This window comes from Nocardia sp. NPDC051929 (genome assembly GCF_044548645.1).
Classification (GTDB): Bacteria; Actinomycetota; Actinomycetes; order Mycobacteriales; family Mycobacteriaceae; genus Nocardia; species Nocardia sichangensis.
Window position 1 is genome coordinate 112,929 of the sequence record NZ_JBIUCG010000015.1, and the last position, 15,857, is coordinate 128,785.

Here is a 15,857-nt window from a genome sequence, read left to right on the forward strand (position 1 = left end):
TCGATCACGCAGAGGGTTTGAGCAGAACGGCGGTGCCGTACGCCGCCACCTCGCTCATCGTCCCGGCGATCTCGTTGCAGTCGAAGCGCATCGCGATGACCGCGTTCGCGCCGAACGACATGGCGTGCTGACACATCCGCATGATCGCCTCGTGCCGCGACTGGTAGAGCAGCTGGGTGTACTCGGGGATCTCTCCGCCGCCCAGCGAACGGAAACCGGCGCTGAAGTTCGAGCCGAAGCTGCGGCTGCGCACGGTCAGCCCGGCGACCTCGCCGAAGACCCGGGCGATCTCCTGTCCGGGAACGTCGTTCATGGTCGAGACCAGGATGGGGAACTGCGGTCCCGGCGGCGGGGGCGGAGGATACGGCTGCGGCGGCTGGTGCGCGGGATGTTGCGGATAGGGCGGCGGCATCGGCTGGCTCATGTGCGGGATGCTACGGCGGCAGGGCGGCCGCGTCGCTTCCGTCCGCGGCGAGATCGCCCGGAGGCCCGGAATCGCACCGACCGCCCGGTCCCGATCGGCCGGTTTCGCGTGTTCCGGGACTGTCGTGGCGGAGTTCGTCCTTGCCTGTTGAGCATTCGACCGACAGAATCCGAAGAGATATGCAATGTTGTTATTGCGCAACGGCATTGAGAGGGAACCCACGGTGGCCGAATAGGCACCGGTAAAAGGGGGTGCGGCGAGATCATGTCGTCGAACACGTCCGAGCCCGGCGGCCGACGCGCCCGCCCGGGCCAGGTCGGGGCCGGACGCGTGCCCACGTGGCCCGGGATGATCTCCGCCGACGAGCCGCCGCCGCGCCGGGAACGCGACCGGCATCGGACCCACCGCGATCGACGCCGTGCCCGGCGCGGCGCTCGGCGCGCGTGGCTGGTCGGCGGTGCCGGGCTGGCCGCCTCGCTCGCCGCGGCCGCGCTGGTCCTGGTCTACACCGACGCGGCGTCGGCTCCCCGGCAATCGGCCACGGTAGCGGACCCGGTGCTCGGCGGCGGTCCCGGCTGTGAGCCGACCCGGGGCGCACAGTTGGTGCGCGGCAACGGGACCGGCTCCACGGCCTCGGGGCCGGACGTGATCCTGGCCTTCCAGCACGCCTACTACGCGACCCGGTCCGGAGCGGTAGCGCGATCGTTGACGGCGCCCGACGCCGTGGTGCCGCCGGTCGCCGTAATCGATGCGGGCATCGCCTCCGTCCCCACCGGAACGCAGCACTGCGTCATGATCACCCCCATGCTCGACGGACGCTACGACGTGGTCATCACCGAGTTGCGCCCCGACGCCACGAGCCGCACCTACCGGCAGTTCGTCACCGTGGTCACCGCCGACGGCGGATCCACCATCGCCAAGATCACCGCACCGAACTGAGTCCGATCTCCCGTTCGAGCGCGGGGACTTTCGTTACGATGCCACTGCCGGGGCGGTCGATCGGCGCGAAATGCGGTGCATAAGCGATCGATTCCAAGGGGAGGTCGTCGGTGGTGTTCGCACGGTGGTGCGCGGTTGTCGGAACCGCTCTTTCGGTGCTGCTGGCGATACCGGGCCCGCCGTCACAGGCGGAGCCGCAACTCCCGGCGGTGGCGGATCCGGCGCCGCCGGAGCAGGACCCCTTCTATCGGCCGCCCGCCGAGCTGATCGGCGCCCAGCGGCCCGGCGGAATCCTCGCCGCGCGGCCGGTCACCATCGCGAACCAGGCGCCAGGGGCGCTGGATGCCGAGGCATGGCAGATCTCCTACCGGTCGAACAACAGCGCCGACCAGCCCATCGCCGCCGTCGCGACGCTGCTGAAACCGCCCGCGGCGAACGGGAAGCTGGTGTCGCTGCACGCCGCCGAGGATTCCACCGGACTGTTCTGCGCGCCGTCCTATACCGTGCGCCGGTCGATGGGGGCCGGTCTGCTGGACGGGCAGATCGACCCGTTGCGCAGCGCTGCGGCGCTGTTGGCGCAGGGGTGGACGGTCGTGGTGCCGGATCATCAAGGGCCGAACTCGGCGTTCGCCCACGGCCCGCTGGCCGCGCGGATCGCCCTGGACGGCATCCGCGCCGCGGAGCGGTTCGGTCCGCTGGGACTGCCTGGACCGGATACCGAGGTGGCGATGTGGGGCTATTCCGGAGGTTCGGTCCCCACGTTGCACGGCGCCGAGTCGCGCAGCTCCTACGCGCCGGAGGTGAACCTGGTCGGCGTCGTCTCCGGCGGTACCGACGTCGACCTCGAGGCGCTGTCGCTGGCGGCGAACAAGGGGCCGGGCGCGGGCCTGGTCGCGGCCGCCATCATCGGTCTGGCCCGCGAGGAGCCGGAATTGGACGCCTACCTGCGGGCGAACGCGACGCCGACGGGACGGCGGTTGCTCGACGCGAAGGACAGCGGCTGCGTGCTGTATCAGGCCGCGACGGAACCGTTCCTCGACATCGACAGCCTGGTCCAGGGCGGTCTACTGCACACGCCGGTGCTGCGCGCGGTCTTCGACCGCACCAGAATGGGCAAGTCGGTGCCCGACGCACCGGTCTTCCTCTACCACGCGACCGCGGACTGGCTCGTCCCGATCGGTCCCGCCGACGCACTCGCCGCCGCCTACTGCCGCGACCCCGCCGCTCGCGTCACCTACATCCGTGACCACGCGAGCGAACATCTGACCCTCAACACCCTTGCCGAGCAGAGCGTGGTCGCTTGGCTGCGCGACCGATTCGCCGGGATACCGGTCGCCAACGGCTGCGCCGTCGCGGATATGGGGTCCATCGCGCTCGGTCGATGACGGAGTTCGCGTGACGTGTTACTCGAGGCCCGCGACCTTCCGGCAGCGGAAATCCAGGTAGTTGATCATCTTCCAGAAATCCTTGAACGCCGGGTTCGTGGTCTGGCCGTGGTGGTAGCGGTAGTAGATCTGCTGGGCGATGACGGCCAGGCGGAACAGCCCGAAGACCTCGTAGAACGGCCAGTTCTCGGCGGAACGGCCGGTGCGCGCGCAATAGTGTTCGACGATCTGCGCGCGGGTCAGCATGCCGGGCAGGTGACTCGGCTGGCGGCGGGAGGCCCGCATGACCTCGTCGTCGTCCGCCTGCACCCAATAGGCCAGCGCGCCACCGAGATCCATCAGCGGGTCGCCCAGCGTCGCCATTTCCCAATCGAGCACACCGACGATCGCGCCGGAGCCCGACGGATCCAGCACCAGATTGTCGAGCCGGAAGTCGTTGTGGATGACAGTGGTGGCGACGTCCGCGGGCTGGTTGGCATCGAGCCAGGCCATCACCGCGGCGAAATCGCTGACATTGTCGGTGCGCGCGTTCACGAAGCGCCGCGACCACCCCGCGACTTGGCGGCCGACATAGCCCGCGCCTTTGCCGATTCCGGTGAGACCGGCCGCCTCGGGGTCGACCTGGTGCAATTCGATCAGGCAGTCGAAAGCCGTGGTGGACAACCGCTTCGCCTGATCGGGGGACAGGCTGGTGCCCTCAGGCAGATCGCCGCGCAGGATCGTCCCCGCCACCCGCTCCATCACGTAGAAATCGCTGCCGATCACGTCCGGATCGGCGCACCGGGCCACCATCCGCGGCACGTAGCGATAGTGCGGACGCAGCCGCTCCTGCACCAGGAACTCGCGGCCCATGTCGTGCGCGGAAGCCGCCTTCGTTCCGCTCGGCGGACGGCGCAGGATCAGGTCACGATCCGGGTAGCGCAGCAGATACGTCAGATTGGACGCGCCGCCGGAGAATTGGCGCACCTCGGGCGGCTGGCTCAGACCGGGAACCCGCTCGGCGAGCCAGATGTGCAGGGCGGCGACGTCGAAGGCGTCCTCCGCGCGGACGGCGGTGGCCTCCGGAGCGCTCACCGGTCGGTCCCGTATTTACGCAGCTCCTGCCGGGCGATCACGCCGAGGTGCACCTCGTCGGGGCCGTCGGCGAAGCGCAGCGAACGAATGCCGGCGAACGCGCGCGCCAGCGGGAAGTCATCGGAAAGCCCCGCCCCGCCGTGCAATTGGATCGCCATGTCCAGCACCTCTTGGGTCATCCTCGGCACGACCGCTTTGATCTGGGAGACCTCGCTGCGCGCGCCGGCCAAGCCCTTGGTGTCCAGCAGCCAGGCGGTGTGCAGGACCAGCAACCGCGCCTGATCGATCGCGACGCGCGCGTTGGCGATGCGCTCGCGGTTCCCGCCGAGGTTGGCCAGCGGCTTGCCGAACGCGGTGCGCGACAGGGCGCGGCGACAGCCCAGTTCGAGCGCGCGCTCGGCTAGGCCGATGGCGCGCATGCAGTGGTGGATGCGGCCGGGACCGAGACGGCCCTGCGCGATCTCGAAGCCACGTCCCGGCCCGGCGATCACGGCGTCCAGCGGCAGCCGCACGTCGGTGAAAGTGACCTCGCCGTGGCCGAAGGGCTCGTCCAGGTAGCCGAAGGTGGTGAGCATCCGTTCGACCCGCACGCCCGGGGTGTCCAGCGGAACCAGCACCATCGAATGCCGCTGGTAGGGGTGCGCCTCCGGGTCGGTGAGGCCCATGAAGATGACGAACTTGCAGTTCGGGTGGCCGATGCCGGTGCTCCACCATTTGCGGCCGTTGAGCACGATCTCCTCACCGTCCACCACGGCGGTCGCGGCCATATTGGTCGCGTCGGAGGAGGCCACCTCGGGTTCGGTCATGCAGAACGCCGAGCGGATCGTGCCGTCCAGCAGCGGTCGCAGCCACTGCTGCCGCTGCTCGATGCTGCCGTAGTGCAGCAGGACCTCGGCGTTGCCGGTGTCGGGTGCGTTGCAGTTGAACACTTCCGGCGCCCACCCGGAACTGCCCATCGCCTCCGCCATCGGGGCGTAGTCGACGTTGCCCAGGCCCGCGCCGAGTTCCGGATCGGGCAGGAAGAGGTTCCACAGACCCGCGTCCCGCGCCTTCTTCTTGAGCTCCTCGACCACCGGCGGAACCGCCCATGGCGATTCCCGCAGGGCGGCGGCGTGCTCCTCGTCGCGCGGCTCGATCTCGTCGCGCACGAACTGCCGCACCTGATCGGTGAGGCGGACGGCTCGATCGGAGTGCGTGAAGTCCATACCCATCCTCGAGGTCTGCTGAGCATTGCTCAACTTCCGGTCAGGTCATTGGTAGCATATTGTTGAGCATTGCTCAATAGAGGAGGGTGGATGACCGAGGTCGCCGTGGAGCCGGGCGGCCGGCGCTCGGCGGACGACCGGCGCAGGCAGCTGATCGGAATCGGCCTGGGCATGCTGATCGACCGGCCCTGGCACCGGATCACCGTCGACGCGGTCGCGCAGCAGGCGGGCATCTCGCGCGGGCTGCTGTTCCATTACTTCCCGACCAAGCAGGACTATTACGCGCAACTCGTCCGCGCCGCGTCGCAGCGATTCCTGCGCGCCACCGGCCCGGACCCCGACGCCGCGGACCCGCTCGCTTCGATGATCGCGAACTTCGTGAGCTACATGCGCAAGCGCAGCGGACCGCTGGTGGGGCTGCTGCGCGCCGCCGGGCAGGACCCGGTCCTCGAATCGATCATGGAGCGGATGCACGACGAACTGACCGATCGGGTGTTCGCCGCGCTCGGCAGGCCCGCGCGGTCGACCGCCGAGCGCCTGGTGGTGCGTTCGTGGTGGGCGATGGCCGAGGACCTGACGGTGCAGTGGTTGTCCCGCGACGACGTCGACCAGGACCGGCTGGACTCGTTGCTGTTCGACACGTTGTCGCGGGTGCTCGACTCGGTGGACGCCGAATGTCGGGCGGATCCGCCTGCGGAGTGAGCCGCCCGGTGCGAGAAGGCCTCCGCGATTCGGCGGGCCGGAATGGCCGCGCGAAATACTCGGTGCACGTAAATGGCGGAACGCGGTCGGCCCGGTGCCGCCGAGGGGCGAATCTCGACGGCACCGGCGTATCCGAACGCGCTGCGGGAGCGCACGCGCCGCCGCGAAGGGAAAGCGCGCCAGTTCAGCATAGAGCGATCAATGGTCTGGCGCGCGGGGAAGGAAGTGCCTGCGACCGCCGGGAAATCACGTCGCACAGCGTGTGTCGTCCGCGGCACGCCGAATAGTTTTGCGAGATGGCAAATGAACAGTTTCGCCGGTAGCGGTGGATCGACTATGAATGAAACGTGCCGTTGCCATACGTGATCACTTGTCTGCCATCGCGTCTCCCGTGCGGGGAGCGCTGATGGTCATCGAACATCCCATCGAGGACGAGGTTACACAGCTGGCGAGGCGGGTCGAGAAGGCCCGTGGACGGCTCGCCTACCAGTTCGATCCCGCGCTCACCGAGGCGCTGTCGGAGGACGAACTGTATGCCGAACGTGAGCTCGCCGAACGGATTCGCACCCAGGAGCGCGGACAGCGCTGGAAAGAGGCGCAGGCTGCCGCCGCGGCATCCGACCGCGCCAGGCAGACCACCGAAGCGATCGAGAAGGCCGACATGCGAGATCTCCTGCTCGCCCGCAAGGCGATTGCCGCGCAGCGACGCGAATCCAGCCCGCACGCGAAGCTGGCCTCGCTGTATCGGCATCGGTCCTGGTCGCTGCGCGCGCTGGCGGGTGTCGTCGCGGCGGGCATGTTGTGGTCGGCGGTCAACGTCCAGCACAACATCGCTCCCGGCGGCGCGACCGATCCGCTCTACTGGTTCAGCTACCTGCTCGAAGGCATGATCAGCGTCTGTCTGATCATCATCATGATCGGCACGAACAAGGTCGCCGAATGGGGTGTGATCGACAACCGCCGCCAGGTCGCGACGGCCGAAGTCGCCCTGCTGGCGCTGACCGTCAGCCTCAACACCTATCCCTACTTGCGCGCGGGCGCCTGGTACGACGCGGCCGTGCACGCCATCGCGCCGGTGATGATCGGTGTCGCGCTGCTCATCCACGACGCCGCGAGCGCTCGCTACGGCCTCGCCATCGCCAGGGCCACCGAGCAGGTCCGTGACCTGCCCGACCCGGCCGAGCAGATCCGGCTCACGCTGCCCAGATACCGCGCGCCGGTCGCGCCCGAGGCGCCGAGCGCTCCACCCGAACAGAGGCACTACGAACCGCCTCCTGTTGTCGCGGCGCCCCCGGAGGAGATCGTCGAGCAGGACGTGGTCGAGGTCGCCGAAATCCAGTTCCTGCCGGAGGTCTCCGACGAGCAGCCCGTGGCCACGGTGAAAGCCGAGAAGAAGCGGCCGCCGGTCGAGGCGCCCCGCAAGCCCGTGCTGCCCGAGTCCATCGAAGATCTCGACGCGATGGCGGCTTTCGACGCGCGCCCCACATCGCCGGTGCAGGTCAAGGACACCGACGTCATCGTCACCAATGGCGGTGCGCCCGCCGCCAACGGGAAGAAGCTCGCTGCGAACGAGCCCGCACCGGTATCGGCCGCGAAGGCCGAGTCCCGGCCGGCCGCGCGCGTGCCCGCCGAAGACTCCGCGGCGAAGGTGGTCGTCCGGCAGACGCCGCCGGCCAAGCCGCGTACGCCGGTGGCCGAGGCGGAGGTCTCGACGGCCGAGATCCCGGCCGTCACCCGGCAACCGCTGGCGGACAGCAAGAGCGACAGCTCGACGCCGGAGCCGAAGAACGGCAAGGACAGCCCCGCGCCCGACGTCGCGCAAGCGCCGACGGCTCGCCCGCCGGACATCTACGACACCGGTTCGTTCCGCGTCGCCGACATCCTCGAGCAGGAACTCGCCGAACTGCAGGCCGAACGCCGCCGCGCCCGCACCAGCAGGCAGCGTTCCGCCTCCACCGCGGGTCGCGAGTCCTAGCGAGTACGCCCCCGGTAAGGATGCCCGCCGGCGCACCACGCGCCCGGCGGGCATCGGCGTATTCCGGTCGGAATACGCTGGGATCGTCAGGATTCCGGGTCGGACAAAGGCGCTGTCTTCGCCCACTCCGCCCACTCGGCGAGGGCGTCGTACAGTCGGACCGCGGCTTCGACCGTGACACGCATCGAGCGGGTCTGCGGGGAGTCGCCGAAGTCCCCGCGGTCTTTGGCGTTCGCGTACTCGCGGTAGATTTCCGCCTTCTCCCGGTAGAACCGGGCTTCCCTGGTGAGGTGCGCCTCCAGTTCGTCGGAGTTCAACAGCCAGAAGAACAACGAGCGCAGGACCGGTTCCAGACGGATGGTGTGGTCCACATCGACGTGCACCAGCCAGCGGCGCAACTCGGCGACGCCGTCGTCGGTGATGCGGTACTCCTTGCGCCGGCGCGGGCCCTCCGCCGCCGCCTCGACCAGTCCTTCTTCCGCGAGCCTGGTCAGCTCCCCGTAGATCTGGGGATGCCTGGCGGGCCAGATCGCGCCGAGCATCTCCTCGAATCGGCGCGTCAGGTCGTAGCCACTGCCGGGCTGGTCGGCGAGAAGTCCGAGTAACCCGTGACGCAGTGACATCGACGCTCCCTATTCCGTGATCAGTGGCCCGGCTGGAGCGTACCTCTGTCGTTCTGCCGTAGTTCACCGTCTTGACTGTTCCAACATGTAGATTTATACATGTTGCAAAGAACATGTGGTTGCCTACTTATGGAGGCTGATATGACGACTCAGGGTTCGAAGGCGGTGCTGATCACCGGTGCGGGCGGCGGAATCGGTTCCGCCACCGTCGAGGCATTCGCCGCGCGGGGCTACCGCGTCTACGCCGGAGTGCGGACGCTGCGAAACGCCCCCCGGTTCGGGCACGCGAACGTCGTGCCGGTGGAACTCGATGTGACCGACAGCGCGGGCGTTCGCCATGCGCTCGACGCGGTCGCGGCCGACCGTGGCCCAGCCGGATTGCAGGTGCTGGTGAACAACGCGGGCGTCATCGTGCAGGGGCCGCTGGAGCTGGTCCCCGACGCGGAACTGCACCGGCAGTTCGACATCAACGTCTACGGCCCGCACCGGGTCCTGGTGGCCGCACTTCCGCTGTTGCGGGCTGGCGGCGGCCGGGTGATCAACATCAGCGCGGCGAGCGCTCGCACCGCGATGCCGTACCTGGGACCGATCTCGGCGAGCAAGGCCGCGCTCGAATCGTTGTCCCACGCGGCCCGCGTCGAGCTCGCGCCCTGGGGCATCCCGGTCTCTGTGGTGGAGCCGGGCGCGCTCGAGACGACGATCTTCGCCAAGGCCGAATCGGCTGCGCGCGAAGCACTCTTGCTGGCCGACGCCGACCGTGTCGAGCTCTACCGCGCACAATTGGCCGCCGTCGATAAGGCGCTGGCGGAACAGAAGACACGGCCGGTCGGCACGGTGGTCGACGCGATCGTGCGGGCAGCCGAGGCCAGGCGGCCCAAAGACTGCTACGTCGCGAGTTCGGACGCACGCATGCTGCGGATGCTCGCGTATCTGCCTTTCCGCCTGCGCGATCGGGTGATCGCCGGTGCATTGGGCTTGGGTAAATCCGACGTAGCGGCCGGAGCGGCGCGATGAGCCGGATCGTGTTCGCCGGAGCCACGTCCGGGCTGGGACGGCAAGCGGCACTGCGGCTGGCGAAGGACGGCCACGACCTCGTGCTGGTCGGCCGCGACGCGGACAAAGGCGCGCGGCTGGCTCGCGAGACCGGTGGCCGGTTCGTGCGCGCCGATCTGGCGGTCTCGACGGGTATCGACCACGTCGCGGAGCAGGTCGCCGAGCGGTTCGACGGCGTGGACATCTTGATCAACAACGCCGGTGTCATGACGCCCGAACGTCGCGTGACCGGCGAGGGAATCGAGCTGAATCTCGCCGTCCATCATCTCGCGCCGTTCTCCCTGACCGGACGACTGCTGCCGTTGCTGTGTCGCGGCGGCGGCCGGGTGGTCAACGTCAATTCCGAAGGCCACCGGCAGTCGATGTTCCGCGCGGGCCCGGTGCGCATCGACTTCGACGACTTGCCGAGCGAGCGGAACTTCGACCCGTTCGTGACCTACAGCCGTACCAAGTTGGCCAACCTGTTGTTCACCTACGAACTGCGTCGCAGGTACCCGCAATTGACTGTGGCCGCATTGCATCCCGGCTTCGTGCGCACCGACCTCGGCCGAGAATTCCCACGGGCGCGGGTGGCGATGCTGCACCTGACGGCATTGTCCGCGCGGCAAGGCGCCGCGCCGGTCGTCCACCTGGCGACGACGCGGGATCTGGTGAACGGGGCCTATTACAACCGCTTCACCGAGACGCGCAGCTCGGACGCGTCCTACGACCGGGATACCGCGCTGCGGCTGTGGGAGGTGACCGAACGGCTGCGTGGCCCGTTCGCCGCCCCGGTTCGGGATCCCTCGCTCGACTGCTGAGAGCGGATCTGCCGAGGGCAGCAGGGGAACGGTCCGGCGCCACGCGTGCGGCACCGTGGAGCCATGGCTCACGATGACAAGACTCCGATGTTCAGCTGGCGGGCACGCGAGCAACTGCTCAGTCGCCGCATCGTCGTGCTCGACGGCGCGCTCGACGACGACAACGGGACGCTGCTGATGACCCAGCTGCTCACGCTCGCCGCCGAGGATCCCGAGGCGGGTATCTCACTGTGGATCCATTCGCCGGGCGGATCGGTCCCCTCGATGCTCGCCATCCGCGACGTCATGCGGCTGGTGCCGTGCGAAGTCTCCACGCTCGCGCTCGGATTGGCTTGCAGCGCAGGACAATTTCTCTTGTCGTCGGGCACCAAGGGTAAACGTTTCGCGCTGCCGCACGCCCGGGTGCTGATGCACCAGGGATCGGCGGGCATCGGCGGCACGGCCGTCGACGTCGAGGTCCAGGCCGACGATCTGCGCTACACCGTGGACACCGTGCTCGGGATCATCGCCGAGGACACCGGCCAGCCGTTCGATCGGATCTACGAGGATTCGCTGCACGACCGATGGTTCACGGCCGCGCAGGCCAAGGAGTACGGCTTCATCGACCACATCGTCGACTCGTTCGGGCAGGTCGTCCCGCAACGCCAGCGAATCGGGATCTCGGCATGATCGGTCAGCCCCGGAGGCGGCAGCGCGGCGTGACCACGGAGGGGCCCGATCATGCCGGAAGCGGGCACAGCATGATCGGTCAGCCCCGGAGGCGGCAGCGCGGCGTGACCACGGAGGGGCCCGATCATGCCGGAAAGGACACAGCATGAGCACCTACACCATCCCGAATGTGATCGCGCAGCATCCGCGTGGCGGGGAGCGGATCACCGACATCTACTCCCACCTGCTCGCCGAGCGCATCGTCTACCTCGGCACGCCGATCGACTCCGGGGTCGCCAACGCGCTCATCGCGCAGCTGCTGCACCTGGAATCGGAGAGCCCGGAGCAGGAGATCAACCTCTACATCAACTGCGAGGGCGGCGATCTGTCCTCCATGCTCGCCGTGTACGACACCATGCAGCACATTCGTTCGCCCATCCAGACCACCTGCGTCGGCCAGGCGATCGCGGTCGGCGCGGTGCTGCTTGCGGGCGGCGAGCCGGGCCGTCGCGCCATGCTCCCGCACGCCAGGGTGGTGCTGCACCAACCCGCCGCACGTGGACAGGGCGCGATTCCCGACCTGATCCTGCAGGCCGACGAGCTGGTGCGGTTGCGGGCGGAGATCGAGTCGATCCTGTCCCGGCACACCGGGCAGTCGGTGGAGCGACTTCGGCACGACACCGACCGCGACCGGGTCTTCACCGCGTCGGCCGCGATCGAGTACGGCCTGGTCGACCAGGTCCTGGGACGGCGCGACTGATCAGGCCGCCAGCGCCATCAGCGTGGGCCCGGTGCCGGAAAGCGGCGCCGACCGCGGCAGGAGGGCGATCCTGCGGCGCGCGCGGAGTTCGTCCGCCACCTGGCCGGTGAGCTCACCCAGCGTGGTGGCGAGGGATCCGGCCAGGGCGGCGATCATCTCGCTCGACGGCTCCTTGCGTCCCCGCTCGACCTCCGACAGATACTGCGGGGAGATGCCCGCCCGCCGGGCCGTCTCGACCAGCGTCTCGCCGCGGTCCTGCCGCAGGGTGCGCAACTGTTCGCCGAGCACCTCGCGCCACAAGGGTTCCGGCGGCGTTCGCGAGTCCGGTTGAGGGGTGCGGTCATCGCGTCCACCGGGAATCGAGTGCAGTCTCGGGTGCTCGCTCATGAGCAGAGCGTACGGTTCCGGGCCGCCGGAGTGCCCGGCATTACGCTCAGGGCGGACGAGCGGCGGGTCTTCGCGAATTCGGCGTGGTCGTCGCGGTAATCGGCGCGGAGGCGAGCATGATGGGAAACCGTGCCCGAGAACTCGAAAGTCCCCGATCTGAAACCGCGCAGCCGTGACGTCACCGACGGGCTGGAGAAGACCGCCGCTCGCGGGATGTTGCGCGCGGTCGGCATGGGCGACGACGACTGGGAGAAGCCGCAGATCGGCGTGGCCTCCTCGTGGAACGAGATCACGCCCTGCAATCTGTCTCTGGAGCGACTCGCCCGGGGCTGCAAGGACGGCGTCTTCTCCGGCGGCGGCTTCCCCATGCAGTTCGGCACCATCTCGGTGTCCGACGGCATCTCCATGGGACACGAGGGGATGCACTTCTCCCTGGTCTCACGTGAGGTGATCGCCGACTCCGTCGAGACGGTGATGCAGGCCGAGCGGCTCGACGGTTCGGTGCTGCTGGCCGGCTGTGACAAATCGCTGCCCGGGATGCTGATGGCCGCGGCCCGGCTGAACCTGGCGAGCGTGTTCCTGTACGCGGGGTCGATCCTGCCCGGCATCGCGAAGCTCTCCGACGGCAGCGAGCGCGAAGTGACGATCATCGACGCCTTCGAAGCGGTCGGCGCCTGCGCCCGAGGGTTGATGAGCCGTGACGACGTCGCCGCGATCGAGCGGGCGATCTGTCCCGGCGAAGGCGCATGCGGCGGCATGTACACCGCCAACACCATGGCCAGCGCGGCCGAGGCGCTGGGCATGTCGCTGCCCGGCAGCGCGGCGCCGCCCGCGACCGACCGGCGCCGCGACGGTTACGCCCGCCGCAGCGGCGAGGCCGTGGTCGAGTTGATCCGCCAGGGCATCACCCCGTCGGACATTCTCACCAAACCCGCTTTCGAGAACGCGATCGCGGTCGTCATGGCGTTCGGCGGCTCAACCAATGCCGTGCTGCACCTATTGGCCATCGCGCACGAGGCGAATGTCGACCTGTCGCTGGACGACTTCGCGCGCATCGGTCGCCGTGTGCCGCACCTGGCGGACGTCAAGCCCTTCGGCAACCACGTGATGACCGATGTGGACCGGATCGGCGGCGTGCCGGTCATGATGAAAGCCTTGCTCGATGCCGGGTTGCTGCACGGCGACTGCCTGACCGTGACGGGACGGACGGTGGCGGAGAACCTGGCCGACATCACCCCGCCGGACCCCGACGGCAAGGTGATCCGCGCGATGGCCGCGCCGATCCATCCGACCGGTGGCATCACCATCCTCTCCGGTTCTCTCGCGCCGGATGGCGCCGTGGTCAAGTCGGCGGGTTTCGACTCCGACGTGTTCACCGGCACGGCACGGGTTTTCGATCGGGAACGGGCCGCGATGGACGCCCTCGAAGACGGCACGATCGCGGCCGGCGACGTGGTCGTCATCCGGTACGAGGGGCCGAAGGGCGGTCCCGGGATGCGCGAGATGCTGGCCATCACCGCGGCCATCAAAGGCGCGGGCCTGGGCAAGGACGTGTTGCTGCTCACCGACGGGCGGTTCTCCGGCGGCACCACGGGCCTGTGCGTCGGGCACGTCGCGCCGGAAGCCGTCGACGGCGGCCCGATCGCCTTCGTGCGTGACGGCGACCCCATTCGGCTCGATGTCGCCGAGGGCACGCTCGACCTGCTGGTCGATGCCGACGAACTCGCCCGCCGCCGCGCCGGCTGGGAACCGTTGCCGCCCCGCTACACCCGCGGCGTCCTGGCCAAGTACACGAAGCTGGTGGGCTCGGCTTCGATCGGTGCCGTCTGCGGCTGACGGATGCTCGATGCCGCGCACGACAGGGCCGAGTATCGAGGCCGCGCAGGCTGAGAACCGTTGCCGCCGATTGCATCGCAATGTCGTATCGAAGTACGCGGAGCTGGTGGCCCGGGCTCGATCAGGGCTGTGCGGCTGAGGAATTCGGTGCAGTGCAAGGCATCCGGTCTAGTACTGCGACCGCGCCTAGCTCTGTGAACTGGTTGTACGGCTCGACGGCTCGCCGCCAGTCGAGCTACGGAGGAGGGGATGGGTCGGGCCCGCGCGGGGGAATCTCCCACCGCGCGGGCCGCTTTGCGTGACCGCGCGGATCCCTAGCCGGCGGCGGCTCGGGCGATCAACTCACCGACTGCGTCGGGAGCGGACACCGAGACCGCGTGCGAGGCCGAGACCTCGACGATTTCGGCGCTCGCGCGTTCGGCCATGAACCGCTGCGCTTCCACCGGAATGTTCTTGTCCTCGCCGGTGACCAGCGCGAACGACCGGATGTCCCGCCAAGCGGTGGCGGTCGCGGGCTGTTGCAACGCGTCGAGGGCGACCGGTCGCTGGGTCGCGGCCATCAGCTCGGCCGTGGCGGCGGGCACGTCGGCGGCGAACTGCCGGTGGAATTCCGCCTGCCGGATGTAGAGCTCGGTACCGGTGCCCCCGTCGGGAAGCGGATAGGACGCGGCCCGGGTAGTGGGCCCGAGCGTCGATCCGGGGAACTTGTCGGTCAATTGCAGTGCGCTCTCGCCTACATCCGGAATGAACGCGGCGATATAGACGAGCGCTTCGACGTCGCTCCGTCCGGCGGCGGCCACCGTGATGACGCTTCCGCCGTAGGAATGGCCGACCAGAACGCTCGGCCCTTCCACGGAATCGAGTACCGACGCGACATAGGCCGCGTCACTGTCCAGACCGCGCAGTGGATTAGCGGCCGCGATCACGGGATGTCCCTGTGCGCGCAGCCGTTCGATGACCCCGTTCCAGCTGGACGAGTCGGCGAACGCGCCGTGGACCAGCACGATGGTCGGCGTGGAAGGACTGACGGGCTCGGTGCTCACAAGTGTGGTTCCTTCGAATCGGGTGGTCGGGGACCGGTCAGTCGGTGTACAGCGCGGACCGCAACGTCGCGACGGCCTGCGCCACCGCGGCTTTGGCGGCATGGGTGTCGTGCAGCGAGTTGACCATCACGAAGTCGTGGACGATCCCGCCGTAGCGCACCTGGGTGACCGGTACGCCCGCGGCGCGCAACTTGCCCGCGAAGGCCTCGCCCTCGTCGCGCAGCACGTCGGCTTCGGCGGTGATGACCAGCGCGGGCGGCAGCCCGGCCAGTTGCTCGGTGGTCGCCCGCAGCGGTGAGACGGTGATCTGCGCGCGCTCGTCGGCACTGGTGGTGTACTGATCCCAGAACCACTTCATGCCCTCGCGGGTGAGGAAGTAGCCCTCGGCGAACTGCTGGTAGGAGCCGGTGTCGAAGTTGGCGTCGGTGACCGGGTAGAACAGCACCTGCTGAACGAAGGAGACGTCGCCGCGCTCCTTGGCCATCAGGGTCAGCGCGATGGCCATGTTGCCACCGACCGAGTCACCCGCGATCGCGATCCGGGACGAGTCGAGGCCCTTCGCCGCGCCCTCCGCGGTAACCCACTGCGCCACCCGGTAGGACTGCTCGTTGGCCACGGGATACCGCACATCGGGCGACCGGTCGTATTCGGGGAAGACCACGGCGGCGTGCGTGCCGACGGCCAGGTCGCGAACCAGGCGGTCGTGGGTGTGCGCGTCGCCGAAAACCCATCCCGCGCCGTGGGTATAGATGATCACCGGCAGCGTTTCGGTGACGCCCTGCGGCTTGACGATCCGAACCCGCACCGAGCCCGTCGGGCCGCCCTCGACCGTGATCCACTCCTCGTCGACCTCGGGCTTGAAGATCGGCGCGTCCTGCACGGAGTCCACCGCCTTGCGCCCCTCTTCGGGCGGGAGCTGGCAGAGGAACGGCGGCTGCGAGGTCGCGTCGACGAACTCCTGCGCCGCCGGTTCGAGCGAGATGCCCAGCGGGTTACCTGACAT

At 68.9% G+C, this 15,857-nt stretch carries 16 protein-coding genes; 9 read left to right on the forward strand and 7 right to left on the reverse strand.

Translation table 11 applies throughout. The annotated features are described in order from the left end of the window. Positions 1-4: 4 nt before the first annotated feature. A complete protein-coding gene (locus ACIHAX_RS21380) occupies positions 5-328 on the reverse strand; it encodes a YbjQ family protein (RefSeq protein ID WP_355075979.1) in 324 nt (107 codons plus the stop codon). A 360-nt stretch (positions 329-688) separates the two neighbouring features. On the opposite strand from ACIHAX_RS21380, the gene ACIHAX_RS21385 reads away from it, so the two are divergent. Both ACIHAX_RS21385 and ACIHAX_RS21390 read left to right on the forward strand, forming a co-directional pair. Next, entirely contained in the window at positions 689-1,363 is a 675-nt protein-coding gene (locus ACIHAX_RS21385) for a hypothetical protein (RefSeq protein WP_364429950.1), read from the forward strand. A gap of 110 nt (positions 1,364-1,473) precedes the next feature. Further along, on the forward strand, positions 1,474-2,748 hold the full coding sequence (locus tag ACIHAX_RS21390) for a lipase family protein (protein WP_397279196.1): 1,275 nt from the start codon (positions 1,474-1,476) through the stop codon (positions 2,746-2,748). A gap of 18 nt (positions 2,749-2,766) precedes the next feature. Here the strand turns inward: ACIHAX_RS21390 and ACIHAX_RS21395 are convergent, their stop codons facing one another. After that, positions 2,767-3,822 carry a phosphotransferase family protein gene (locus ACIHAX_RS21395; RefSeq protein ID WP_364429944.1) on the reverse strand — a complete coding sequence of 352 codons (1,056 nt, stop codon included), beginning with the start codon at positions 3,820-3,822 and terminating at the stop codon, positions 2,767-2,769. Further along, positions 3,819-5,027 (reverse strand): acyl-CoA dehydrogenase family protein, encoded by a 1,209-nt coding sequence (locus tag ACIHAX_RS21400; RefSeq protein WP_397279199.1) that lies wholly within the window; start codon positions 5,025-5,027, stop codon positions 3,819-3,821. The genes ACIHAX_RS21395 and ACIHAX_RS21400 overlap by 4 nt, the downstream gene beginning before the upstream one ends. Positions 5,028-5,117: 90 nt before the next feature. On the opposite strand from ACIHAX_RS21400, the gene ACIHAX_RS21405 reads away from it, so the two are divergent. Continuing rightward, positions 5,118-5,729: a TetR/AcrR family transcriptional regulator gene (locus tag ACIHAX_RS21405; RefSeq protein ID WP_356967033.1), complete on the forward strand. Its 612-nt coding sequence runs from the start codon at positions 5,118-5,120 to the stop codon at positions 5,727-5,729. 406 nt (positions 5,730-6,135) lie between these two features. Beyond that, positions 6,136-7,704, forward strand: coding sequence for a hypothetical protein (locus tag ACIHAX_RS21410; protein ID WP_397279201.1), 1,569 nt, complete (start codon positions 6,136-6,138; stop codon positions 7,702-7,704). Between the two features lie 86 nt (positions 7,705-7,790). On the opposite strand, the gene ACIHAX_RS21415 is transcribed toward ACIHAX_RS21410, so the two are convergent. After that, entirely contained in the window at positions 7,791-8,327 is a 537-nt protein-coding gene (locus ACIHAX_RS21415; RefSeq protein WP_397279203.1) for a PadR family transcriptional regulator, read from the reverse strand. A gap of 141 nt (positions 8,328-8,468) precedes the next feature. Here ACIHAX_RS21415 and ACIHAX_RS21420 point away from each other — a divergent pair, with 141 nt between their 5' ends. The 4 genes from ACIHAX_RS21420 (at position 8,469) to ACIHAX_RS21435 (ending at position 11,588) form a co-directional block, all read left to right on the forward strand. Then, on the forward strand, positions 8,469-9,341 hold the full coding sequence (locus ACIHAX_RS21420; RefSeq protein ID WP_355075769.1) for an SDR family NAD(P)-dependent oxidoreductase: 873 nt from the start codon (positions 8,469-8,471) through the stop codon (positions 9,339-9,341). Further along, entirely contained in the window at positions 9,338-10,180 is an 843-nt protein-coding gene (locus ACIHAX_RS21425; RefSeq protein ID WP_364429931.1) for an SDR family NAD(P)-dependent oxidoreductase, read from the forward strand. Before ACIHAX_RS21420 ends, ACIHAX_RS21425 begins: the two co-directional genes overlap by 4 nt. A 63-nt stretch (positions 10,181-10,243) precedes the next feature. Continuing rightward, positions 10,244-10,849, forward strand: a complete 606-nt coding sequence (locus ACIHAX_RS21430) for an ATP-dependent Clp protease proteolytic subunit (RefSeq protein WP_364429928.1) — start codon at positions 10,244-10,246, stop codon at positions 10,847-10,849. Between the two features lie 145 nt (positions 10,850-10,994). Continuing rightward, positions 10,995-11,588 carry an ATP-dependent Clp protease proteolytic subunit gene (locus tag ACIHAX_RS21435; protein ID WP_355075775.1) on the forward strand — a complete coding sequence of 198 codons (594 nt, stop codon included), beginning with the start codon at positions 10,995-10,997 and terminating at the stop codon, positions 11,586-11,588. Here ACIHAX_RS21435 and ACIHAX_RS21440 read toward each other — a convergent pair whose 3' ends face one another. Continuing rightward, positions 11,589-11,975: a helix-turn-helix transcriptional regulator gene (locus ACIHAX_RS21440; protein ID WP_364429924.1), complete on the reverse strand. Its 387-nt coding sequence runs from the start codon at positions 11,973-11,975 to the stop codon at positions 11,589-11,591. Between the two features lie 129 nt (positions 11,976-12,104). Here ACIHAX_RS21440 and ilvD point away from each other — a divergent pair, with 129 nt between their 5' ends. Next, positions 12,105-13,811, forward strand: coding sequence for a dihydroxy-acid dehydratase (gene ilvD / locus ACIHAX_RS21445; protein WP_355075779.1), 1,707 nt, complete (start codon positions 12,105-12,107; stop codon positions 13,809-13,811). A 314-nt stretch (positions 13,812-14,125) separates the two neighbouring features. Here ilvD and ACIHAX_RS21450 read toward each other — a convergent pair whose 3' ends face one another. Together ACIHAX_RS21450 and ACIHAX_RS21455 are read right to left on the reverse strand one after the other, a co-directional pair. After that, the gene (locus tag ACIHAX_RS21450) at positions 14,126-14,854 is read right to left on the reverse strand and encodes an alpha/beta fold hydrolase (RefSeq protein ID WP_397279207.1); all 729 of its coding nucleotides are present in this window, start codon (positions 14,852-14,854) and stop codon (positions 14,126-14,128) included. Positions 14,855-14,891: 37 nt separating this feature from the next. Continuing rightward, entirely contained in the window at positions 14,892-15,857 is a 966-nt protein-coding gene (locus ACIHAX_RS21455) for an alpha/beta hydrolase (RefSeq protein WP_397279209.1), read from the reverse strand.

Excerpts from the sequence above, each read along its gene's own strand:
- ACIHAX_RS21440 (WP_364429924.1), bottom strand. The coding sequence starts at position 11,975 with ATGAGCGAGCACCCGAGACTGCACTCGATTCCCGGTGGACGCGATGAC.
- ACIHAX_RS21435 (WP_355075775.1), top strand. The coding sequence starts at position 10,995 with ATGAGCACCTACACCATCCCGAATGTGATCGCGCAGCATCCGCGTGGC.
- ACIHAX_RS21430 (WP_364429928.1), top strand. The coding sequence starts at position 10,244 with ATGGCTCACGATGACAAGACTCCGATGTTCAGCTGGCGGGCACGCGAG.
- ACIHAX_RS21405 (WP_356967033.1), top strand. The coding sequence starts at position 5,118 with ATGACCGAGGTCGCCGTGGAGCCGGGCGGCCGGCGCTCGGCGGACGAC.
- ACIHAX_RS21410 (WP_397279201.1), top strand. The coding sequence starts at position 6,136 with ATGGTCATCGAACATCCCATCGAGGACGAGGTTACACAGCTGGCGAGG.
- ACIHAX_RS21415 (WP_397279203.1), bottom strand. The coding sequence starts at position 8,327 with ATGTCACTGCGTCACGGGTTACTCGGACTTCTCGCCGACCAGCCCGGC.
- ACIHAX_RS21455 (WP_397279209.1), bottom strand. The coding sequence starts at position 15,857 with ATGTCAGGTAACCCGCTGGGCATCTCGCTCGAACCGGCGGCGCAGGAG.
- ACIHAX_RS21425 (WP_364429931.1), top strand. The coding sequence starts at position 9,338 with ATGAGCCGGATCGTGTTCGCCGGAGCCACGTCCGGGCTGGGACGGCAA.
- ACIHAX_RS21420 (WP_355075769.1), top strand. The coding sequence starts at position 8,469 with ATGACGACTCAGGGTTCGAAGGCGGTGCTGATCACCGGTGCGGGCGGC.
- ACIHAX_RS21400 (WP_397279199.1), bottom strand. The coding sequence starts at position 5,027 with ATGGACTTCACGCACTCCGATCGAGCCGTCCGCCTCACCGATCAGGTG.
- ACIHAX_RS21385 (WP_364429950.1), top strand. The coding sequence starts at position 689 with ATGTCGTCGAACACGTCCGAGCCCGGCGGCCGACGCGCCCGCCCGGGC.